Here is a 21707-nt window from a genome sequence, read left to right as displayed (position 1 = left end):
CGTCACGACACCGTCGCCGACTCATCGCTGCGCTTCGGTGCGGGGCGGTAGCACGTTCCGAGTAGGATGCCGGCCGCGGCCAGGCCACCGATCAACGCGATTGCACCGCCGATCCAGCCATCGAGCAGGTTGCCGCCGAAGATCAGGCGATCGAGGCTCGCGCTACCGGCGCCCATGATTGCGACAGCCACTGCTCCCCCGGCCAGCACGAGGTTGTATTCCCAGCCGTCTGCCGTCACGAAGAAACCCTTGCCCTTGTGCACGGTCCACGCGGCGACGAACATCAGCGAGACGAATCCGGCGGCAGCGAACGGAGTGAGCAGGCCCAGTGCGAGGGCGATACCCGCGCCGACCTCTGTGAGGGCGGCCAGCCACGCGTGCACCTTGCCGGGTCGCATACCCATGCTGTCGAACCATCCTGCCGTGCCGGGGATGCGGCCACCGCGGAAAAGTTTGCCGTATCCGTGGGCGACCATCGTCATCCCCAAAAGCACTCGGAGTATCACCAGGCCGGTGTCGATCGCGTCCACTTCAGCTCCGTTTCCCTCGACATGACCACTCACGGACGGATGCGTTGCCGACGCCGCACCAATCCTGCTACACAAGTATTACCTGTATAACTAGGTTGTCGGCAAGGGTAGACGTTCCAAACTCCCGAGCAATACCTGTTTGTCCAGTTCCGTACGAACGAAAGGTCACGTTTCCATGGATCTCACCAACGCGTCCGCCGCGGTCACCGGCGGCGCCTCCGGCCTCGGGCGGGCAACCGCCGAGGCGTTCATCGCGCGAGGCGTCCCGACCGTCATCATCGACCTCCCGTCCTCCGACGGCGAGACCGTCGCCAAGGAACTCGGCGAACTCGCGACGTTCGCGCCTGCCGACGTTCGCGACGCAGATGCCGTCGACGCTGCACTCGCCGAGGCCGAAAAAAGGGCCCCGTTGCGCGCCGTCGTCCACTGCGCCGGCCGTGGAGGCAAGCTGCGCCTCGTCGAGAAGGACGGCACTCCCGGCAGCCTCGACCTCTACCAGGAAGTCGTCGACATCAATCTCGTCGGCAGCTTCAACGTGCTACGTCTGGCTGCGGCACGCATGGTCAAGAATGAAGAGGTCGGCGGAGAACGCGGCGTTGTCATCATGACCGCGTCTGTCGCAGCCTTCGAAGGCCAGATCGGCCAGGTACCCTACGCTTCCGCCAAGGCAGGCATCGTGGGCCTGACCCTCGTCGGCGCACGCGACCTCGCGCGCAAGCTCGTTCGCGTCGTCACCATCGCTCCCGGCACGTTCGAGACACCGATCCTGAACAACATCTCCGACAAGGTCCGCGAATCCCTCGCGTCGCAAGTCCCTCACCCGTCGCGCCTGGGCGTTCCGGCCGAGTACGCCAAACTCGCCCTGTCGATCGTCGACAACGCCATGATCAACGGTGAAACCATCCGGATCGACGGCGCAATCCGCATGGGTCCCGTGTAGATCCCGCATTCTCGAGCTGAACAGGGATAAGGCCGACCGGTAATTCATCCGGCCGGCCCCTTTCCGGCTTCTCTCAATCCGCCGACGCGATCGCCTTCACCTGCGCGTCGATGAAGGCGTCCCAGTCCGACGCGCGTTGCACGAGGACGTCGCGAACCTGGGGGTCGGTCGGCAGCCAGAAGGTGCCATCGACGATGGCGTCGGCAACCTGCTCACCGACAACCTCCGGTTCCAGGAATCCGAACTGTGTTCCAGGACCCCGGGTTCCGGTAGCAGGGCCGAAACCCGGTGGCAGTGACGCAGCGATGTTGGTCCGGACCGGACCCGGGCACAGCAGCGTGACGCCGATACCCTTCGGTCGCAGGTACAAGGCCAGCCCTTCGGAGAGCTGCACGATCGCTGCCTTGCTTGCCGCGCGCGGATCGCCTCGGCGACATGATCGGTAGCCAGGGGCCCGACGCCATTGGTCTGTCCATGGGGACCCAACACAACTTTGCTTCCTTGACCGGCCCGAGTCCGCGGCATACCGGGGCTTGCGTCGCACTTTCAATCCCGCCTTCGTCCATCCTGCCGACCTTCGGCAACGCGGGATTTCAGAGAATGACACGATCACTATCCGGTCCCGTCATGGTTCTATCCGGGCCGTCGCAGTTCCGGACGAGACAATACGGCGGGGCATCGTATCGATGACGCATTGTTACGGATCTCTGAACCCGGATGCCGATCTCCACACCCACGGTAGCAACGTCGCAGCACTGTTGACGTGCGATACGAACGTCCAGACGATCAATCACATGCCGACGATGACCGCGGTACCGGTCACGGTCGATGCCGTAGCGAAACTCGACCGCCACTGATTGTCGTATCTCACCAAGTCATATATTTTTGGGCAAGTGCACGCATGCCGCCGAGCGCCACAGTCGTATCCGGATTCGAGGAAGACATGCCAGAAGCAGTAATCGTCAGTGCCGTCCGCACGCCGATCGGTACCTCCTTCAAGGGCTCACTCACCGAAACAACACCCGCCGAGATGGCCCAACTCGTCATCACGGAAGCTGTCGCACGTTCCGGGCTGGCACCCGGGAAGATCGACGACGTCGTACTCGCCGAGTCCAACTACGGGGGCGGTGACGTCGCCCGTTACGCGGCGATCGAAGCCGGCTTGGTGCACGCTCCCGGCCAGTCGGTCAATCGGCACTGCGCGGGCAGTCTCACAGCAGTGCAGAACGCGGCCGGGTCGATCCGGTCCGGCATGGACCGTGCCGTCGTCGCAGGTGGAGTCCATTCGTCCTCACTCAACCCCAAGCAGCAGCATCGCGTGCCCGGCACCGCCGACGAGTGGATCGACAACTGGATGAGTCCCGCGCATCCGGACACCCCGGAGGCACCCAACCTCGACATGACCATCACGGTTGGATGGAACACCGCCCAGGAAGCCGGACTCACGCGCGAAGACATGGATGCGTGGGCACTTCGCTCGCACGAACGTGCTGTCGCCGCGATCGACGCAGGACTGTTCGACGACGAGATCGTCCCTGTCAAAGCACCCCAGAAAGACGGCCCGTCCCTCGTCTTCTCGGTCGACGAACACCCCCGGCGCGGTTCCACACTCGACAAGCTCGCCGCACTGCGGGTACTGCATCCGGAAATCGACGGTTTTTCCGTCACCGCCGGTAATTCGAGTGGCGTCAACGACGCCGCGGCGGCACTGACCTTGGTCGCCGACGACCTGGCCGCGGCCGAAGGCCTCACTCGACTCGCGACCGTGAGGGCGTGGGCCAACGTCGCCGTCGAACCCCGGCGCAATGGAATGGCGGCGGTCGACGTCATCCCCAAGGTCCTCGATCGTGCGGGTCTGGCCGTGTCCGATGTAGATCTGTGGGAGATCAACGAGGCATTTGCCTCCGTGCCGATCGCGGCGTGCCGCGCTCTCGGGATCGACGAGGACATTGTCAACACCAGCGGCAGCGGTTGTAGTCTCGGGCACCCCATCTCGGCGTCCGGGGCTCGTATGATCACAACTCTGGTCCACGAGTTGCGTCGTCGCGGCGGCGGTATCGGTGTCGCGGCCATGTGTGCGGGTGGCGGCCAGGGTGGTGCTGTGCTCATCGAGGTCCACTGACTCCAGCGTGCCATGACGTGACGGGCTCGGTTGCGGTCCGCAACGATCCCCGGCAACGCGTCACCTTCCATGAAAGGCAAGGGAAAATGAAGGTCGATCTCCCGCTGTCCTCCCCCACCGGGGCCTTGGCCGACGTCGCGGACATGGCCCGCGACGCGGAAACGAAGGGATTCGACGGCGTTTCCTACAGCGAGGTGGTGTCGGATCCGATGCTCCACCTCACCATCGCCGCCGGCGTCACCCAGCGCGTCGACCTGCTCACCAACATTGTGGTCGCCTTCGCGCGGTCGCCCATGACCCTGGCCGTCCAGGGTAGGGCACTGCAGGACTACAGCGGTGGCCGTCTCACACTCGGTCTCGGCAGCCAGATCAAGCCACACATCGAACGTCGGTTCTCCATGCCGTGGAGCGCACCCGCGCCCCGCATGGCCGAGTTCATCTCGGCCATGCGTGCCATATGGGATTCGTGGGCGACCGGCGAGAAGTTGGACTTCCAGGGCGACTTCTACAGCCACACCCTGATGACGCCGATGTTCACGCCTCCGAGCAACTTCCCTGCGCCGAAAGTGCTGCTCGCCGCAGTCGGCGAGAAGATGACCGAAACTGCGGGACGCACCGCCGACGGAATGCTGTTGCATCCATTCACCACCGAACGCTATGTACGTGAGGCGACACTGCCCGCGCTCATGCGTGGTCGGCGCGCCCCTGGTGCGCCGGAGGCTGATCCTGAAATCGTCAGCTCCGGGTTCGTGGTCACCGGACATACCGACGAAGAACTCGCAGCTTCGAAGACAGCGGTACGTCGTCAGATCGCGTTCTACGGTTCGACCCCAGCGTACCGACCGGTGCTCGCTCTGCACGGACTCGGCGATCTCGCTGACGAATTGAATCTCCTGTCGAAGTCCGTTGACACAGACAGGTGGGTAACCATGGGCGAGTTGATCGACGACGACACCCTCGCGTTGTTCGCGGCGGTCGGTTCACCCGCGGAAGCGGCGAAAGAGCTTCTCGCGAGATACGGCGATGTGGCAACCCGCTACTCGATCAACAACGTCGGGGTGCCGACACCGGAATTGCGTCTGGAGGTCGCAAAGGCGCTCCAGGTGGCGGGCGCGTAAGCGTCGTCGCCACGAACACTGTCTACTGGACGCACTCAGCTCGCTACCCCTTGAAGTAGTCGCTTAGCCAGCGAAATCCACTCCGGCAGGTGTGGGTCCCGGAGGGGATCGCGCGGCTCGATCGCGTAGGTGAGCGCGACGCCGCGCATGCTCGTGTTCAGCACTTCCCGGATCATGGGACAAGCAGGCCTCCGTGCGATGTCGGGGCCGAAAGAAGATTTCGGTCGCCGAGCGCACCATCGCGGCCATGATGTGCTCTCCCGGAACGAGCGCTTCCCGCAATTGCTCGTCCGACCGAGCAGCTATCCACAACTCCACCGAAGCCCAGAAATACGGTTGTTGGTAGGTCAGCCACATCGTCTCGACCGCAGCCGCGATACGTTCGCGATCGTCTTCAGGCCAATCCGTTCTGGATCCGAGGACCCGTACGCGTTCGGCCGCAAGATGGTGGGCGGCAGCCACGAGCAGCTCGTCCTGTGATGGAAAGTGATGCAGTAGGCGTCCTCTGGAGACGCCGGCTTCCTTCATTCAAACCTGTCAGCGTTGACTGCTTCTTCTCCACCCAAGTCGACCGGGCATGCCATGAACGTTGGCGACGCAGCGACTTCCGGTAAGCTCATCGCCGACGGGTCCAGTTCGACTGGGTTGCTACATTATTCAAGAGTTTTTCGTGTCCACAAGTGGGCACTCCTACTCGGTTACCCACAGTCCGCGGGGAACCCATGCCAACGGGCTGGTCGTGCCCGCGTAATCACTCTGTGCGCTGAACCCACCGATACGAGTGTTGATGATCCACTGGTCATCGAGCCACACGATGGGAGCAGCGATCGCTTGTTCGACAAGATATCGGTTGATCGTCTGATAGCGAGCGGCGCGTTCGGCGTCGTCGAGACGATTGTCCGCCGCATTCGCGAGCATGCTGGTGAACTCCTCCGGGATGCCTTTCGGTTGGAATCGCGGTCCCCACCTGGTCGCGGCCCCGGCGCTGAACTCGGTGCCGGCCTGAGTGAATGTGAGCATCGCTGCGTTGCGACCTTCGCTCCATTGTGTCGCAATGGCCTGCGGGTCGACGACGATCGGTCGGACGCGGATACCGACCTCGGCGAGTTGTTCGACGACGGCGTCAGACGTGCCCGGAACAACGGCCTGGGAGACCAGGAGATCACCCAAGTCGATACCGTTGGGGTGGCCCGCTTCGGAGAGGAGAGCCCTCGCCTTCTCCGGATCGTACTCGTACTCACCCTCCAGAGCTGGGTCGTACGCGGGAAACCCTTGGCGCGCATGCTGATACGTCACTTCGGAGCCGGGCATGAGCGCATCGACAATCGATGTGCGGTCGATCGCGTGGTTGATCGCCTGACGCACCTCGAGTTCGGCGAGTGGAGCGATCGACGAATTGAGCACGATCTGAACGCCGGTACCGGTGGGGACCTCTACTACGTCGAGGTGATCTTGGCCCTTCGCGGCGTCACCATAGCTCTGGTAGTTGCCGAGGTCGACCTGCTCACCGACCACGGCGTTGACGTAGGACTGTTTGTCGGCGAAGGCCTGGAAAGTCACGGTCTCGACGCGCGCAGCGTCAGGATCCCAGTAGTTGTCGTTGTCACGGACGAGTTCGAGACTCTCGCGGGGCGTGAACGACACAACGCTGTAGGCACCGGAGCCGTTGGCTTCGACGGCCGGGTCGCCGTTGGCGATCAGGTCCGGATGCATGATGAAGCCTGCACACTCGGCCAGCACATAGGGAATCGTCGGTGTCGGCGTTGCAAGGGTGAGCCGGACTTCGTAGGGTCCGACCACATCGACCGCAGTGACGGGCTCCATCCGCTTCTTGACAACTGGGGAGTCGAGAGTGCGGGCTCGGTCCAGATTCAACTTGACGGCAGCCGCATCGAGGACCGTGCCGTCCCGGAAAACCACGTCGTTGCGCAACATCAAGTTCAATGCCAGCCCATCGTCGCTGTAGGACCAGCTGTCGACCAGGCGACCTTCGGGTGTGCCCTCCTCGTCGAGCGAGAAGAGCTGGTCGTACACCAGCGGCATCGTGCTGAGCATCCAGACGATCTCGGCTGCTGTCGCATGCGGGTCCAGAGTGGGCGTTCCTGCGACATTCGCGACCTTGATGGTCCCATTCGGGTCGATCTCACCGGAACGTTCGGCCTGTGCCCCTGAACACCCCGCGAGCAAGACGGCGGTCATGCATGCCGCCAACGCAATCTTGGCTTTCGAGCCCACCTTCATGTGTTTCTCCTCGGAGGTAGTCGGTCCGAATACGCCGAGGCGTCGAGTAGGGCATGGCCCCGCCGCGGTACCACTTCACAGCAGGCCGAACAGCCGACTCCCTTTATGGGGAGTCGGGTTCGACGTCGAAGGGTCAGGCGATACCGATGCCTTTGACGAACAGGAACTCCTCGATACCGGCCTTGCCACCCTCCTTACCCAGGCCACTGACCCCCAGACCACCGAACGGACGATTGACCGCGAGATTGGACGCACCGTTGATCAACACCTCACCGGTGACCAACTCTTCCGCCACCCGCAGACCACGCTTGAGATCCTTGGTGTGCACGTAACCCGACAGACCGTACCGAGTGCTGTTGGCGATCTCGATCGCATGCGCCTCATCACGGAACGGGATGATCGAAAGAACCGGCCCGAACACCTCGTTCTGCGCCAGATCCGACTGCGGGTCGACGTCGGCGAACACCGTCGGCTGCAGGAAGAACCCGCCCGCGAGTTCACCGCCGAGCCTTGCCGGTTCACCGCCCGTGACCAGCCGTGCGCCGTCCTCCTTCGCCTTCGCGATCACACGCTGGATCCGCTCGAACGCTGCCTGGTTGACCACCGGACCGGCGAAGGTACCCGCCGCGAACGGATCACCGACCACGATCTGTTCGGCGATGGCCTTGACGGTGGCCACGACCTGCTCGTAGATCGACTCCTGCACAAGCATACGAGTGGGGAATGCACAGCCCTGCCCGGACATCGCACCGACCGACATGACCGTGCCGAATCCGCATGCGGCCTCCAGGTCCGCATCCTCGAACACGATGTTGGCGGACTTGCCGCCGAGTTCGAGCACCGCGGGCTTCATCGTCGGCGCGCACGCGGCAAGGATCTTCGACGCCGTGGCCGGTCCCCCGGTGAACGAGACCTTCTTGACCTGTGGGTGTTCGACAAGCGCCGCACCGGACGCGGCATCGCCGGGCAGAATGTTGATCACACCGGGCGGAAAGCCCGCTTCGACCACGAGAGCAGCGAACAGTTCCGCCGAGAACGGCGTCAACTCGGACGGTTTGACCACCACGGTATTGCCCGCGGCCACCGCGGGAGGAATCTTCATCGCCAGAGAAATCAGAGGCCCGTTCCACGTGATGATGATGCCCACCACCCCATAGGGCTGATGCAGGGTGTAGCCGAATTCGCCGTCGGCGCTCAGCGTCGACGTCACCTCGGCGGTGATCTTGTCGGCCCATCCGGCGTAGTACCGGGTCCACGCGATCGACTTCGCGGTGAGGCTTGCGACCGTACCGAGCGGAGTGCCATTGTCCATCGCGCCCAGCCGGCCGAACTCCTCGGTGTTGACCTCGATCAGATCCGCCAGTCGATGCAGCAATCGTGCCCGCTCTGCAGGCGCGGTGCGCTTCCACGACTCGAACGCGTCCGCGGCCGCAGCCACGGCGCGGTCGACCTCGGCCGGGCCCGCCAGCGGAATCGTCTTGTCGACCTGTCCCGTTGCAGGGTTGACGTGATCGAACGTGCCCGCTGATCCTGCGGCCACGCGCTCGGCACCGATATGCAGTTGGACGTCGGGACGAGTGAGATCAGTTACTACAGTAGTCATTGGTCACTCCTGTGATCATGCTCGGAAGTCGGTGTGGGACTAGCGGATGTTGAAGCCGGCGTCGAGCGGCAACGCGATTCCGGTGACGAATTTGGCCTCGTCGGACACCAGCCACGCGACGGAGTTGGCAATGTCCTCGGACTGCAGAATCGGGATCGGCAGTGCGTTCTGCATGGTCGCCATCCCCGAACCCTCGCCCGCGGCTGCAGCGGCGAACAACTTCTCCATCGTTTCGTTCATCGTCATGCCGGACACAACCCCGGTGGGGTGGATGGTGTTCACGCGAATCCACTCGGGCGCATACTGATTCGCGAGCGATTGCATGAGGCCGACCAATCCTCGCTTCGCAGCCGTATACGCCTGCGAACCGGCCTGCTCGGATCCTGTCCCCTTCAGTCCGGCGCTCGAACTCGTGAGGACGATCGACCCGCCCCGTCCGCCTTCGCGCAGGAGAGGCAACGCGACCTCGACCGTGTTCCATGCACCGGTGAGATTGGTATCGATGATGTCACGCCACAGGGTTTCGCGTTCCTCGTCTGCACACGGAGTCAGGCGAACGATGCCTGCGTTGGCGATGACGATGTCCACACGGCCGAACTCCGCGGCGCCTTCTCGGAACGCCGCGGCCAGCCCGGCACGATCCCGCACATCGGCGACTCGGCCGACCATTCGACGACCCTCGGCTTCGACGAGCCGGATCGTCTCGTCGAGATCGTCGCGCGAGGCGTTGGGATAGTCCATCGAGTCGATGTCCTTGCAGATGTCGACACCGATGATGTCTGCGCCGAGCGAGGCCAGCTTGACAGCGTGCGCGCGTCCCTGTCCGCGGGCGACACCGGTGATGAATGCGACTCTGCCTTCGAGATCGGCCAAGGGTAGTCCTTTCGGAGGGAAGCGTCGGCAGGCCACGCAACGTGTGCGCAGTGACACCGCGCCTCGACAAAGACGTAGAGGATCACCTAGATGAAGATGTTAGGCAGATCACAGAGTATTACGGACGTTTGAAGTCCGCAAGGGCGTGGCTCCCACCACTGCGCAAAATGTAAGGATCGACGGGATACAGTTCGACATCCGGAATGAGGAGCAATGCCCGACGAGCAGCAAAGACCGGCCGGGCGTCCGCGCGACCCCGACGTCAGCGAACGTCTCATTGCTGCCGCGCTCGAGGAGTACGCCCGAACCGGCTGGGCCTCGTTCACGATGCAGGGAGTCGCGCGCCGCGCCGGCGTCGGCAAATCTGCGCTCTACCGTCGCTGGGCAACGAAGGAGCAATTGCTCATTGCCAGTGTCGAATCGGTCGCCTTACCGCTCGCCACGACAACCGATTCCGGTAACCTTCGCGACGATCTTACAGAGGTCGCAACCCGGAACCTCCGCCACTTCCTCGACCCCACCGGGTGGGCAACCCTGCGTATCACGGTCGACTTCACCGCCGCCCCCACGATGCTCGGCCCGTTCCAGGAGCGAATTACCGCAGCGAGCCGAGCCAGCATCACCACCGTCTTCACGCGGGCCATCAACCGTGGTGAAATCGCATTCGATGTGCCTGTTCTCCCACTCGCGCAAGCACTCGTAGGTTCCATCCTGGTGCACGTTCTCTCGATGCCTCTGGACGAACGCGACGACGCACGACAAAACACGGCAGCACACGTCGAACCTCTCGTCGACGTGATCATGAGGGCAGCAACCCCGCACCCCTCGCCTTGACCGGATCGACGACGACGATTCCGGACTTCGCGACGACGTGGGGACCATACGATCCCCGCCATCTCGCAATGACAAACTGGCCGTTGTCAGATCGAATACGTGTGCCCGGATCGATCTCAAGCGAAGCCGGCAACCGGCCTTGGGCAGTAGGGCGATTCGAGTGCAGCACACTCCTCATCGGTCAATTCGAGTTGCAAGGCGGACAGCGCGTCGGTGAGGTGCGCGGGCTTTGTGGCACCGACGATCGGTGCCGTCACGGCTGACCGACTCAACACCCACGCAAGCGCTACCTGGGCTCGCTCCACACCGCGCTCATCCGCGATGCGACCGACTGCATCCACGATCGGTTCGTCGTCGCCGTACAGGCCCTTCCCGAACTCGTCGCTCTCGGTCCGCGCGCTGGTCGCATTCCATGGACGTGTCAGGCGGCCACGGGCCAACGGGCTCCACGGCAGCACCCCGATCCCCTGGTCCTCGCACAGTGGCAGCATCTCGCGTTCCTCCTCGCGGTAGAGGAGATTGTAGTGAGGATGCATCGAGACGAACCTGGTCCAGCCGTGCAGGTCTGCGGTATACAGCGCCTTGGCGAACTGCCACGCGAACATCGACGATGCCCCGACGTATCGGACCTTGCCCGCCCGCACCAGATCGTGCAGAGTCTCGAGGGTTTCCTCGATCGGGGTGCGGCGATCCCAGCGGTGGATCTGATATAGATCGATGTAGTCGGTACCCAGACGGCGCAGACTCGCCTCCACCTCGGTCATGATCGCTTTGCGCGACAACCCGCTCCCGTTGGGGCCCGGCCGCACCCGGCCGAACACCTTCGTGGCGATCACGACGTTCTCGCGCTTGGCGTACTCCTTCAGCGCGCGGCCGAGGATCTCTTCGCTGGTGCCGTCCGAGTAGCTGTTCGCGGTGTCGAAGAAGTTGATTCCGGCCTCGACGGCGGTGCGTATGAAGGGTCTGGCATCTTCCTCGCCGAGCGTCCATGCATGCTGACCGCTGTCAGGGGTTCCATAGCTCATGCATCCCAAGCCGAGTCGGGATACCTGTAGACCGCTCTTGCCCAGTCAGATGTACTTCATGTGTACTCCTGCCCGGTGTTCGAGGGGGATGCCCCGGTTGCAACGGAACCCCGACGCGCGATGAAGAGACCTTCGGCGACGGCGCTGACTTCGCCGTCCACGACGATCTGGCCGATCGTGAACCGTTTGCGGCCTTCCTGGCTCATCTGCTTGGCCCGCACCAGAATGGGATGGTAGAGCGGAGTCGGTCGCTGGTAACGAATTTCGAGCCTGGCGGTCATGCCATTGTTTCCCGCACGATGATTGGCGACGGCGAGCGCGGCGTCGAGCAGCGCCGCGCAGACACCACCGTGCACCGCAGCGGGCGGACCCTGGTACGGCAGGCCCAAGGTCACCTCGCCCTCGACCCAGCCGTCCTCCGCGACGTGCATGACCAGGGGGGGAGCAAGTGTGTTCTCCGGTCCGGTCACGGGATCGTGCCGCACGACGCCGTCTCCGTCCCACATTCCGAACAGGCGATCAGCGGGTGACTCGGTGTGCACTTCGAGTGCGTCGGCGAGGTCTCGTAGCCGCTCGGTAACCGACGAAAGATGCGCCGCTTCAGGTTTCGTGAGCGACAACGCCTCGACGATTCGACGGAGCTGGGCCGCAGTGTCATCGACGGGGGACTCTCCGGGGACGGACGTCAGATACTTCTCCGTACCGGTGTAATACCGCGACAGTTCCTTTCGGGCATCCGGAAGTCTCCACGCGACCACGTTTCCTCCTGACCAGTACGATTACCGTGCGGACTTCAACTGCTTCTCGATGAACAATCCCTCGGCCGACACCGCGACCTGTCCGTCGATGACGAGTTCACCCGTGGCCCACCTCTTTCGCCCATCGCGCTCCGTCTCACGCGCGACCATGGTCACAGGCACGAACAACGGAAGGGGCCGGTGGTACCGGACCGTGAGTTGTGCGGTGACGATGGGTGTATCACCGGGGGGCACGGCCGCACTCAGGATATGGTCGAGGACCATCGCCGATACACCCCCGTGCACAAAGGCATTGGGTCCCTGATAAGGCAGCCCGAACTCGAGCTCGGCGCGTACGGTTCCGTCGGACTCGAACTCGAGTACCAGTGGGGGCGCGATCGCATTCTCGACGCCGCTGACCGGATCGTGACGCCAACCGGGGTTGCTGACCGTCTCTGTCACCGTCTCGACCGGATTCTCCAGTCGCTCCGACAACGCGTCGAGCCCTTCTGCAACTTCGAGAAGCAACGGATGGCCGCTGTCGACCCGCTGGATCAGGTCCACGATTCTTCGCAGTGCTGTGGCATCCCGCTCGAGTGCCGCGGCGTAGTCCTGCTCAGCGGGAGACACCTCACGGGGGCGAGCCCTGTGTTCGAGTGTGGTCACAGCGACAACTCCTTCGTGACGAACAACCCATCGCACACCACAGCGTCCTCACCATCGACTTCGATCGTGCCCCGAGCCCATGTCTTGCGTCCCTCGGCACGTATGTAGCGGCCGCGTACGGTCACCTCCCGATACAGGGGAACCGGTCGCAGATAACGCAGCGTCATCTCGGCGGTCACGCCCGGTCTGCCCACCCCGCTGTTCGCCACCGCCATGGCCACGTCGAGCACGAGCCCCGAAACTCCGCCGTGCACGAATCCTGCCGGGCCCTGGTATTGCGTCGGAAACGCGGTGCGTGCCGAGGCCTCACCGTCGTCTCCCGGCTCGAACCGCAGGGGTATCGCCACCGGATTCTTCGCGCCGCTCACCGGACTACGTTCGAGCACACCGTCGTGTGTACCGACCTTGCCGCCGATGCAGTCGCCCGGATCGGCGGCCACTGCCTCGAACCGGTCGGCAAGAGCGGAGATTTCGGCTGCCACGTCCGGATTCGCCGCGCCGTGTGAGCGGGCATCGAGGATCGCAGTCGCGAGGCGACGGACCGCTCGTGCGGCGACATCTGCAGATTTCTCTTCGTTCATCCCGTTCTCCTCACGGTGCATCTGCAGCCGAGTCGTCCTCTCGGTACACCATTTCCTGAGCCAGACTCGCGATCCGGCGCCCCGCGCCGTTGTGGATCGATCCGGAATACCAGCCGCGCTTCGCCGCCGCGGCTCCCGGCTCGTATTCGACGCGCAACCATCCGTCCCATCGAGGCACGTCGTGGAACCACAGAGCGTGGTCGAGGCTCGGTCCGAGGACCTCACCGCCGAGCATCCTGGGTAATCCCGCGGAGAAGTCCGACATGTACGTCAGTGCCGCGGCGTGCGTGAGGATGTCGTCGGGCAACTTTTCGAAGGTGCGGACGAAAAAACTGGTCGGGAAGAACTGGCGACGGCTCGGTTGCTCCTCCACGCGTACCTCGAGAGGCAGACCCGAGAGGATCTCTTCGGCCGCCTCGGGCGTGCCGATCGGAGTCGAGGCGCCGAGATCAAGTTCGGCGCCCTCGGTCGCTGTACGGAACGAAACAGCCATGCTGAACAACACGGCATCGCCCTGCACTGCAACCACGCGTCTGGCGGAGTAGCTGCGGCCGTCCCGGTCTCGTTCGACGCGATAGACGACCGGCCGCGTCGAGTCTCCCCGCCGGAGGAAGTAACCGTGCAGCGAATGGGGGTGTCTGCCCTCAGGCGCGGTGGAGCCGCTCGCGAGCAGGCATTGCGCCGCGATCTGCCCCCCGTACAACGGCCGGCCGTCGTCGTGCATCGGCAATGCACGAAACAGATCCCGGTCGAGTTGCTCAACTGTCAAAATCTCGTTGAGCGTCCGGCCACCAGTATCGGTCGCGCCGGTGTCGACGTCGGTCATGGACTGCCTTCCACTCGAAACCCGCGCTGCGTCCGTTACACCTGTACTGCCGCACCGGTGCGGAAGTCCGGTGTGCGCTTCTCGAGGAATGCGGCCTTCGCTTCCTTGGCGTCGTCGCCGTTGATGTTGTTCGCCTGAGCGTGCGCCTCACGACGCAACGCCGCTTCCATGCTGCCCCCGTCGGCACCCGCGTCGAGCAGTTGCTTGGTGAGGGCCAGTGCCTGTGCCGGCCCGTCGACGAGGCGGCGAGCCATCGTGTCGACGGTCTCGTCGAGTTCGTCGGGTGTCACGATACGGGTGACCAGGCCCATCTCGGCCGCATCGGCGGCAGAGTACATGTCGCCGAAGAACGCGATCTCCTTGGCCTTCTGGATACCGACGAGCTTGGGCAGGAGCCACGATCCGCCCATGTCCACGGACAACGCGCGACGAACGAAAATTTGGGAGAACCTGGCGCGGTCGGTGGCAACCACGAGATCACAACCGAGCGCGAGATTCCAGCCGGCGCCCACTGCGACGCCGTCGACCTTGGCAATGGTCGGGATCGTCAACGCGTGCAGAGTCCGAGCTGCTTCCCCCGCGTCCGCCATGTAACGAAGCGCATCGTCGCGCATGCCCGCGAGATCGGCTCCGGAGCAGAAGTCTCCACCGGCACCGGTGAGGACCAGCGCCCGATCCAGTTCGTTGCGTCCGACCTCCGTGAACGTCTCAGCGAGCTCACGCCACATCGCTTCGTCCGCGGCATTCTTCTTCTCCGGGCGGGACATGGTCACCGTCACGACACCGTCGTAGCGTTCCACCTGCAAGGTCTCCATGGACGAACTCCCTCGTTCAAATACAGTCAACGTAGTTTACTACGTTATGTACGTTCTCGGCACCTAGCGACCGGTCCACTTCGGTGGACGCTTTTCGAGGAATGCCCGCACACCTTCAGCAGCGTCCTCGGAGCCGAGAATCGAACGCTTCGCGCTATCGGTGGCCTTCCACCCGGCGGGGTCGTCGGCCGAGACCACGTCGTTGATCGCGGCGAGAGACGCACGCACGGCGGTCGGTGCATTCCGGCCGATCCGCTCCGCCAGGTGCACCGCGGCAGCTCTGGCTTCACCGCCTGGCGCCAGCACATTGACGAACCCGGCCGCGTAGGCACGCGATGCCGGAATCGGGTCGCCGGTCAATGCAAGTTCTTTCGCGAGGTTCAGGGGCAACGACCGGGGTGCGCGGAACAGTCCCGCGCATGTCGGCACGAGACCGATCGCGACCTCGGGCAACCCGAACACGGCGTCTTCCGACGCAACGACAAGATCACATGCGAGTACGATCTCGAAGCCACCGCCGAGCGCCGGGCCATCCACCGCAGCGATGAGCGGCTTGGTGAGACGACGCCGGATGACCCCGTATTCACCACCGCGTTCCGTGTAGTAGTCACCACCGGCAGTGAGATCGCTGCCTGCACTGAACACGGGACCATCCGCAGCCAGCACGCCGACTCGGAGGTCGTCGTCCCGGTCGAGCGACGTGAGGGCCTCGTCAAGAGCATCCGCCATTGCACGGTCGATCGCGTTGCGCTTGTCTGCGCGACACATCTCGATCACGAGTACATGCCCGACGCGCTCGACGCGTACGCGTGGCTGTGCGTTCGTCACGGCTGCCCGGGACGCAATTCGATGAACAGGCCTTCCGCTTCGGCACACAGCACCTCACCGTGACGGAGTTCTGCGCGCAGGTAGCGCTTGCGTCCCTCTTCCCGCTCGAAGCGGGCGTCGACGGTGAGTTCTGCATCGATGGGAGTGATGGAGCGGAAGTCCACGTGCAGGTATGCCGTGCGGCACGGGGTACGGTCCGTGCTCGCCAGCCTGCCGAGCACCTCGTCGAACATGAGGGGGATGGTGCCGCCGTGCGCAGCGCCGTTACCGCCGAGGTAGTACCTACCGAAGGTGACAGTGCCGGCGGCGCCGTCACGGTCCCATCGGTCGAACTCGATCAGCGGCGACATGCATTGCGCGCGTCCCGGCACGTCGAGATGGCCGAACGGACGACGACGCTCGGACACCTGGTGGTCTGTGAGCAATGCCTGCACATCGGCCAGATGAGCAGCAACCTTCTCGACGACGTCGAGGGGCGGGTTCGCTCCCGCGAGTTCGTCGAGCATGTCCCGAGCCACCGCGACCATCGCCGCATACGGCTGCGGATTCTCACGGTGAACGCCGGCGTCGAAGCCGCGGTGGCTCACCGAACTCCAGCCGCCTCCGATTGCGCCCCCGCCGACCGATTCTCTTGCGCTGCTCCCGGACATGTGACCTCCTGTTCGTACGACCGCTCGATACGAACCTAGACTTTCAGAAAATCTCGTCTCGGGCGCTACCCAAAACCTAGATGACGTGGTTAACTACGTCAACAAACACGATGCTGGAGGAGTGCCATGGACTTCGCGCTGAGCGACGAACAAGAAGCCCTCGCCGAGGCCGAGCGCGCTTGGCTCACCAAGAACGACCCCATCGCAGCGCGGCGTCCGGCGATCGACAGCGGCCCGGCCCGCACGACACCCGAAGGCGTGCAACACGTCGCTGAATCCGGCCTGATCGGGCTCCTCACCGAGGATATGGGCGGCACACACGTCGATCTCGCCGTACTCGTCGAAGAGCACGGACGTGCGGGCAGTGCGCTGCCGGTCGCAGAGCTCGCGGTCGCGACGCGACTGCTCGCACAACTCGGCCATGAGGCCTTCGACGCTGCCGAATCGGGTGCCGAACTCGTACTGCCGGCACTCGGCTCCCTCGAGAACTCTGCGCTCCACGCGCAACTCGACGGCACAACGCTCCACCTGAGCGGCACCACGGCCCCGACGACCGGGCTGATCGAAGCACACAGCATTCTGCTCGTTGCAATCACCGACACCGGCACCGAAGTCGCCGCGGTGTTGCCCGTCGACACGGTAACCGTCCGCACCCTGGAGACCCTCGACCTGACCCGCTCGTGGTCGGTAGCCGAAATGGACGTCCTTCTCGACGAGGGCAACTGGTCGGTGCTGCAGCCCGGTACCGTGGCCTTCCTGCACGACGAGCTCGCCACGTTCCGGGCCCTGGACGCGCTCGGCGCGGCAGCCCGTCTGGTCGATGTCACGGTCGAATACGCCGGACAGCGCACCCAGTTCGACAAGCCGATCGCGAGCTTCCAGGCGATCAAACACCACTGCGCGAACATGGCCCTCTCGGTCGAGGCCTCGCGCGCCGCACTGTGGGCGGCAGCCGTCGCCCTCGACGGTGACGACACCGACGCCCGCACCCGCGCCGTATCCGCTGCAGCGGCGTTCACCTGCGAAGGTGCCAGCGCCACCGCGCAGACCGCTCTTCAGGTACACGGCGGCATCGGATTCACCTGGGAGCACGACGTGCACCTACTGATCCGTCGCATCAAGGTCGACGAACTCCTCGACGGCTCGGTGTCGTACCACCGGCGTCGACTCGTCTCGGCCTGAGCGAGAACGTGCATCGAAGGGCGAGGCAGCGGGTTCGGGACCGCTGCCTCGCCCTTCGTACCGATCATTTCAGGCGTCGGCGCGTAACCGCCTGAAGTACTTCTCCGCCTCGTCGATCAACTCTTGCGCGTCCGCCTCGGCCTTCGTGCTGAACAGCGCGATCGTGGTCTCGTTGCGCATGGCGAGCAGGAAATCGCCGAACAACCGCTCCCGTCGCGACGGACCGAGCCCGAGCACCGCGACTTCGCTGTCCCCTCCGACACGGCTCGCCCTGCGGCGCTGGACGTCGAATCCGGGCGGCGTGTCCCCCATCGCGACAACCCGTGCCTGTGCTCGGTTTTCCCATATCAACCACAAGTATTCGCGGGTGCCGACAACGAACAACTCGAAGCCGTCGGTTTCCCCGCCCTGCCGGGCTGCCCGCACAACTTCGTCGACACGATTCCGCAGCAATCCGACGAAGTCCTCCCAAATCGCGTTGAAGACCTCGGTTTTCCCACCGAAATGGTGATAAATACTGCCGACGCTGACGCCCGAGCGCTCGACGATCTCGGCCATGGTCGCCGCAGTGAAGCCATGCTCACCGAAGACCTCGACGGCCGCGTCGAGGACCTTGTCCTTCGTCGCGGATGTGCTCGTCCATGTGCGGGCGCGTATGCGCCCTTTGCTCTGCAGCATCGTTCCTCCGTTGTCGCACCGCCTGGGGTTGACTTCCCGCCCTCTGCGTGGCCATAATCACTGTACATCCTAAAATAACATTCTAGAATTTCTACCAATATAGACCGGTACCAGCACAAACTGACCGCTCGGTACCCAGCCCCATCCCCGTACAAACGAATGGAGACCGAAGTGTCCGACAAGAAGCTGTGGGCCAATTCCGGTGATTCGCACTTCCTCGAGCCCGACGATCTGTGGCGCGCACGCCTGCCCAAGGATCTGGCCGAGCTCGTCCCCCGTTCCGAGAAGGACCCTGACGGCAAGTGGGAGACCGTCTTCGTCGACGGCCAGGCGTTCCGTCGCCGGCTCCCCAATATCTCGCAGGAAGAGTTCTACGCCGCCAGCCATCGTGCGCCGGGCGCCGGCAACGTCGAACTGCGCCTGAAGGACCTCGACGAAGAGGGCATCTGGACCGAACTCATCTTCCCGTCTCTCGGCATGTGGTCCAGCTCGTTCCGCACCCCGAAGGTCCTGCGTGAGGCACTGCGTGTGTCCAACGATTGGGCCAAGGAAACGATCATGGACTACTCGCCGCGCCTCGTCCCCACCGCTCAGGTGTCGACCCTCGATATCCAGGACGCGTGCGACGAACTCAAGCGCTGCGGCGAAATCGGCTACAGGGCCGTTTTCATGCCGGTCTCCCCGCATCCGCTGCAGAAGGACTACAACCGCGACGAATGGGAGCCGTTCTGGGCCCTCGCCGAGGACATCGGAATGGTCATCGCGTTCCATATCGGCACCGAGCCCATCGACTTCACGACCGGCGGCGCTCCCGGCGCCACCTACCGCGGCCCGGGCGGTGCAGTCCTCAATTACACCGAGACCACCTTCGGCGGCCAGCGCGCCGTGATGAAGCTCGTCGCCTCGGGCGCACTCGATCGTCACCCCAATCTGAAGGTGCTCGTCTCCGAAGGTGGCGCGACGTGGGTGCCGTTCGTCGCCGACCGTATGGAAGAGGGTTACCGCCAGCACTCGATGGCCGTGCGCCCCAAGCTGAAGCGCAGCCCCAAGGAAATCATCTACTCCCAGGTCTACGCATCGTTCCAGCACGACGAGTCGGCCATCGCCGCTATGACAGGCATGGGCTACAACAACGTGATGTGGGGCAGCGACTACCCGCACATGGAGGGCACCTACGGTCATACGCAGTTGACGCTGCACAACCTATTCGACAACGTCGACCAGAAGGTCAAGGATCGCATCATGCACGGCACCTTCGAAGAGCTGTTCCCGGGCGCCCCCAAGCTCCCTGCCGTCGGCACTGAGAAGCCGGAGACCGCCACCGTCTGACGGTCTCCGATGACCCAACGGCCGGTCCGCATCGAACGATCGCGGGCCGGCCGGTCCACTTCACCTCCTGAAAGAGCACTCCGATGAGCGACAGCGTTCTCTACGACCTGCCCGGCGAGTTCGTCTCCTCGATGGCCGAGTCCTCCGGGTACTGCGACGCCCAGGCCGTCCTGCCGACCGAAGACCACTACATCGCGTTCTGCACCTGCGGCAAGTGGCACACCACCGTCCCGACTCGCGACGAGGGGTTGGCCCTGGCCCGGGCCCACACCGCCGAAACCGAAGGCCAGTAGCAGACCGGCCATTCTCCATACATGAAATCCGGGTTCTGGAGCCTGAACAAGGCTCCGGAACCCGGATTTCATGGTGTGAGGAGTGCAAGAGGTTGCCGCGCAGGTGGATCCGCACGATTGGTGCAGAGCCAGTGGAGAGCCCAGTCCACCTGCTTGTCGCGATCGCTGCACCGGGTTCCACCGATCCGGAAATACTCCCCGTGCCTGTGACCCGGGGAGTATTTCCGCTTCGGGGCGGCTCTACTCGGAGACGGTGAGGTATCGCAGATCGAAGGGACCGGTCGTCGTGGAGTAATCCATGTCGACGCTGAAGTTGCCGACCTTGTCGCTCATGACCCACGGGTAGGTGATCCACACGAGCGGAGCGCCCCACGCCTGGTCGACCAGGTAGGTATTGAGCTCGACCGCGGAGGCTTCACGCTCCTCTTCCGAACGGCGCGGATCAGTTGCGGCGGCGAGCATCTGCTCATACTCGGGTGTCACACCCGACGGATTGAGGCGGGGGCCCCAGCGATAAGTGGATCCGGCCGTGAAGCTGGTCCCCAACGGGGAGTAGTGCAACAGCGCGGAGGCTTCGCCGCGGCCGAATGATGTCGGGCCCTCGAGTCCGTCCTTCACGATCGGCGTGATCTTGATACCGGCTTCTGCAAACTGCTCCTGCAGTACGTCTGCCACCCCCGGGGTGATGACGTTGACGATGATGACTTCACCCAGGTCGACGCCGTTCGGGTGGCCGGCCTCGGCGAGCAACTGTTTCGCCTTTTCGGGATCGTAGTTGTAGGTCTCCTCGAGCGCCGCGTCGTAGCCGGGCAGACCGGTGCGCGAGTACTGGTGCCGAGCTTCGGAACCCGGGTAGAGCGCTTCGACGATCACGTCACGGTTGTAGGCATGGTTGATCGCCTGGCGAACCTTGACATCGTCGAGCGGGGCCATGTTTCGGTTCAGGAAGAGTTCCACGCCGATTCCGGTCGGGACGTCGACTGTCGTCAGTCCGCGACGGTCTTCGACCGCGGTCACCGTGCCCGGCAGGAACTGGCCCAGCTCGATCTGCTCGCCGGCCATCGCGTTCGTGAATGCCTGAGTGTCGGAGATCGCCTTGTACTCGAGCTTCGCGATCTGAGCGGCCTCGGTGTCCCAGTAATCGGTTCGGTCGCGAACGACTGTCAATTGTTCACCGGGAGCGAAGCTTTCCACCGAGTACGCACCCGAGCCGTTGGTCTCGGTGGCAGGGTCGCCGTTGGCAATCAGATCCGGGTGCATGATGAAACCGGACATTTCAGCCAGGACGTACGGCATGGTGTCGGTCGGCTCGGCCAGCGTCAACGTGACCTGGTACGGGCCGGTGACGGTGACGTCGGTGACCGGCTCCATGCGCGACTTCACGGACGGGCTGTCGAGCGTGCGGGCGCGGTCGAGGTTGACTTTGACAACATTGCCGTCGACCGGAGAGCCATCGCGGAATGTCGCATCCTCACGCAGGTCGAGCACGAGCCCCAGGCCGTCCTCGGAGTACGAGAAGTTGTCGACGAGCATTCCGTCGACCGTGCCGTCCGCCTCCACGGTGAACAGCCTGTCGTAGATCATGTTGAGCCCGAAGCGGAACGAAGCGATCTCACTGGTCGCCAAGTGCGGATCGAGGCTGGTGATGCCGGTGGTCCAGCCCGTGCTCAGCGACGCGTCCGGGTTGGGTACACCGGAGTTGCCGGAACCACCGGATTCGCTCGAGCCACAGGCGGCAAGCAGTCCTACCGCGGCCACGGCGGCAGCTGCACGGAGGGTGCGGCGTCGAAACATGTTCGGCCTTTCTCAGGGGATACGGACACTCCGGCCCTGGAG

General features: G+C 64.0%; 23 protein-coding genes. 8 read left to right on the top strand and 15 right to left on the bottom strand.

All coding sequences use genetic code 11. The features are described from left to right. Nucleotides 1–2 precede the first annotated feature (2 nt). Nucleotides 3–530, bottom strand: coding sequence for a DoxX family protein (locus tag ACTDXD_RS15975; protein ID WP_440123297.1), 528 nt, complete (start codon nt 528–530; stop codon nt 3–5). 175 nt (nt 531–705) lie between these two features. On the opposite strand from ACTDXD_RS15975, the gene ACTDXD_RS15970 reads away from it, so the two are divergent. After that, complete coding sequence (locus tag ACTDXD_RS15970; RefSeq protein ID WP_440123296.1) at nt 706–1470, top strand: SDR family NAD(P)-dependent oxidoreductase; 765 nt, start codon at nt 706–708, stop codon at nt 1468–1470. A 73-nt stretch (nt 1471–1543) separates the two neighbouring features. On the opposite strand, the gene ACTDXD_RS15965 is transcribed toward ACTDXD_RS15970, so the two are convergent. Continuing rightward, nucleotides 1544–2014, bottom strand: coding sequence for an SDR family NAD(P)-dependent oxidoreductase (locus ACTDXD_RS15965; RefSeq protein ID WP_440123295.1), 471 nt, complete (start codon nt 2012–2014; stop codon nt 1544–1546). Between ACTDXD_RS15965 and ACTDXD_RS15960 the strand changes: the two genes are divergently transcribed. The 3 genes from ACTDXD_RS15960 to ACTDXD_RS15950 all read left to right on the top strand — a co-directional run bounded on the left by ACTDXD_RS15960 (nt 2004) and on the right by ACTDXD_RS15950 (nt 4710). After that, the gene (locus tag ACTDXD_RS15960) at nt 2004–2327 is read left to right on the top strand and encodes a molybdopterin dinucleotide binding domain-containing protein (RefSeq protein WP_440123294.1); all 324 of its coding nucleotides are present in this window, start codon (nt 2004–2006) and stop codon (nt 2325–2327) included. The genes ACTDXD_RS15965 and ACTDXD_RS15960 overlap by 11 nt on opposite strands. 86 nt (nt 2328–2413) lie before the next feature. Continuing rightward, nucleotides 2414–3592 carry a thiolase family protein gene (locus ACTDXD_RS15955; protein ID WP_440123293.1) on the top strand — a complete coding sequence of 393 codons (1179 nt, stop codon included), beginning with the start codon at nt 2414–2416 and terminating at the stop codon, nt 3590–3592. A 17-nt stretch (nt 3593–3609) separates the two neighbouring features. After that, complete coding sequence (locus ACTDXD_RS15950) at nt 3610–4710, top strand: TIGR03617 family F420-dependent LLM class oxidoreductase (RefSeq protein WP_440123292.1); 1101 nt, start codon at nt 3610–3612, stop codon at nt 4708–4710. A gap of 690 nt (nt 4711–5400) precedes the next feature. Here ACTDXD_RS15950 and ACTDXD_RS15945 read toward each other — a convergent pair. From ACTDXD_RS15945 to ACTDXD_RS15935, 3 genes are all read right to left on the bottom strand, one after another. Then, on the bottom strand, nt 5401–6951 hold the full coding sequence (locus tag ACTDXD_RS15945; protein WP_440123291.1) for an ABC transporter substrate-binding protein: 1551 nt from the start codon (nt 6949–6951) through the stop codon (nt 5401–5403). 133 nt (nt 6952–7084) lie between these two features. Beyond that, entirely contained in the window at nt 7085–8554 is a 1470-nt protein-coding gene (locus ACTDXD_RS15940; protein WP_440123290.1) for an aldehyde dehydrogenase family protein, read from the bottom strand. Between the two features lie 39 nt (nt 8555–8593). Then, the gene (locus tag ACTDXD_RS15935) at nt 8594–9427 is read right to left on the bottom strand and encodes a mycofactocin-coupled SDR family oxidoreductase (protein ID WP_440123289.1); all 834 of its coding nucleotides are present in this window, start codon (nt 9425–9427) and stop codon (nt 8594–8596) included. Between the two features lie 213 nt (nt 9428–9640). Between ACTDXD_RS15935 and ACTDXD_RS15930 the strand changes: the two genes are divergently transcribed. After that, the gene (locus tag ACTDXD_RS15930; protein WP_440123288.1) at nt 9641–10261 is read left to right on the top strand and encodes a TetR/AcrR family transcriptional regulator; all 621 of its coding nucleotides are present in this window, start codon (nt 9641–9643) and stop codon (nt 10259–10261) included. 116 nt (nt 10262–10377) lie between these two features. On the opposite strand, the gene ACTDXD_RS15925 is transcribed toward ACTDXD_RS15930, so the two are convergent. From ACTDXD_RS15925 to ACTDXD_RS15890, 8 genes are all read right to left on the bottom strand, one after another. After that, nucleotides 10378–11331, bottom strand: coding sequence for an aldo/keto reductase (locus ACTDXD_RS15925; RefSeq protein ID WP_440127664.1), 954 nt, complete (start codon nt 11329–11331; stop codon nt 10378–10380). A gap of 11 nt (nt 11332–11342) precedes the next feature. Continuing rightward, nucleotides 11343–12008: a hotdog domain-containing protein gene (locus tag ACTDXD_RS15920; RefSeq protein WP_440127663.1), complete on the bottom strand. Its 666-nt coding sequence runs from the start codon at nt 12006–12008 to the stop codon at nt 11343–11345. A 57-nt stretch (nt 12009–12065) separates the two neighbouring features. Beyond that, nucleotides 12066–12689 (bottom strand): PaaI family thioesterase, encoded by a 624-nt coding sequence (locus tag ACTDXD_RS15915; RefSeq protein WP_440123287.1) that lies wholly within the window; start codon nt 12687–12689, stop codon nt 12066–12068. Then, on the bottom strand, nt 12686–13270 hold the full coding sequence (locus ACTDXD_RS15910; RefSeq protein WP_440123286.1) for a PaaI family thioesterase: 585 nt from the start codon (nt 13268–13270) through the stop codon (nt 12686–12688). Before ACTDXD_RS15910 ends, ACTDXD_RS15915 begins: the two co-directional genes overlap by 4 nt. A gap of 10 nt (nt 13271–13280) precedes the next feature. Further along, nucleotides 13281–14096 (bottom strand): acyl-CoA thioesterase, encoded by an 816-nt coding sequence (locus tag ACTDXD_RS15905; RefSeq protein WP_440123285.1) that lies wholly within the window; start codon nt 14094–14096, stop codon nt 13281–13283. A gap of 35 nt (nt 14097–14131) precedes the next feature. Further along, on the bottom strand, nt 14132–14911 hold the full coding sequence (locus ACTDXD_RS15900) for an enoyl-CoA hydratase/isomerase family protein (RefSeq protein WP_440123284.1): 780 nt from the start codon (nt 14909–14911) through the stop codon (nt 14132–14134). A 63-nt stretch (nt 14912–14974) separates the two neighbouring features. Further along, the gene (locus ACTDXD_RS15895; RefSeq protein WP_440123283.1) at nt 14975–15739 is read right to left on the bottom strand and encodes an enoyl-CoA hydratase-related protein; all 765 of its coding nucleotides are present in this window, start codon (nt 15737–15739) and stop codon (nt 14975–14977) included. Then, the gene (locus tag ACTDXD_RS15890; RefSeq protein WP_440123282.1) at nt 15736–16389 is read right to left on the bottom strand and encodes a PaaI family thioesterase; all 654 of its coding nucleotides are present in this window, start codon (nt 16387–16389) and stop codon (nt 15736–15738) included. Before ACTDXD_RS15890 ends, ACTDXD_RS15895 begins: the two co-directional genes overlap by 4 nt. A 126-nt stretch (nt 16390–16515) precedes the next feature. Between ACTDXD_RS15890 and ACTDXD_RS15885 the strand changes: the two genes are divergently transcribed. Then, nucleotides 16516–17571 (top strand): acyl-CoA dehydrogenase family protein, encoded by a 1056-nt coding sequence (locus ACTDXD_RS15885; protein ID WP_440123281.1) that lies wholly within the window; start codon nt 16516–16518, stop codon nt 17569–17571. 69 nt (nt 17572–17640) lie between these two features. Here ACTDXD_RS15885 and ACTDXD_RS15880 read toward each other — a convergent pair whose 3' ends face one another. After that, nucleotides 17641–18249 carry a TetR/AcrR family transcriptional regulator gene (locus tag ACTDXD_RS15880; protein ID WP_440123280.1) on the bottom strand — a complete coding sequence of 203 codons (609 nt, stop codon included), beginning with the start codon at nt 18247–18249 and terminating at the stop codon, nt 17641–17643. A gap of 159 nt (nt 18250–18408) precedes the next feature. On the opposite strand from ACTDXD_RS15880, the gene ACTDXD_RS15875 reads away from it, so the two are divergent. Next, a complete protein-coding gene (locus ACTDXD_RS15875) occupies nt 18409–19578 on the top strand; it encodes an amidohydrolase family protein (RefSeq protein WP_440123279.1) in 1170 nt (389 codons plus the stop codon). An 83-nt stretch (nt 19579–19661) separates the two neighbouring features. Next, the gene (locus ACTDXD_RS15870; RefSeq protein ID WP_440123278.1) at nt 19662–19871 is read left to right on the top strand and encodes a hypothetical protein; all 210 of its coding nucleotides are present in this window, start codon (nt 19662–19664) and stop codon (nt 19869–19871) included. 240 nt (nt 19872–20111) lie between these two features. On the opposite strand, the gene ACTDXD_RS15865 is transcribed toward ACTDXD_RS15870, so the two are convergent. Continuing rightward, nucleotides 20112–21665 carry an ABC transporter substrate-binding protein gene (locus ACTDXD_RS15865; RefSeq protein ID WP_440123277.1) on the bottom strand — a complete coding sequence of 518 codons (1554 nt, stop codon included), beginning with the start codon at nt 21663–21665 and terminating at the stop codon, nt 20112–20114. Nucleotides 21666–21707 lie beyond the last annotated feature (42 nt).

The sequence above is a fragment of the Rhodococcus sp. SJ-3 genome (assembly GCF_051918125.1).
Taxonomy (GTDB): domain Bacteria; phylum Actinomycetota; class Actinomycetes; order Mycobacteriales; family Mycobacteriaceae; genus Rhodococcus.
Note: the sequence above shows the minus strand (reverse complement) of the source record. Positions and strands in the feature narration are given on the sequence as shown.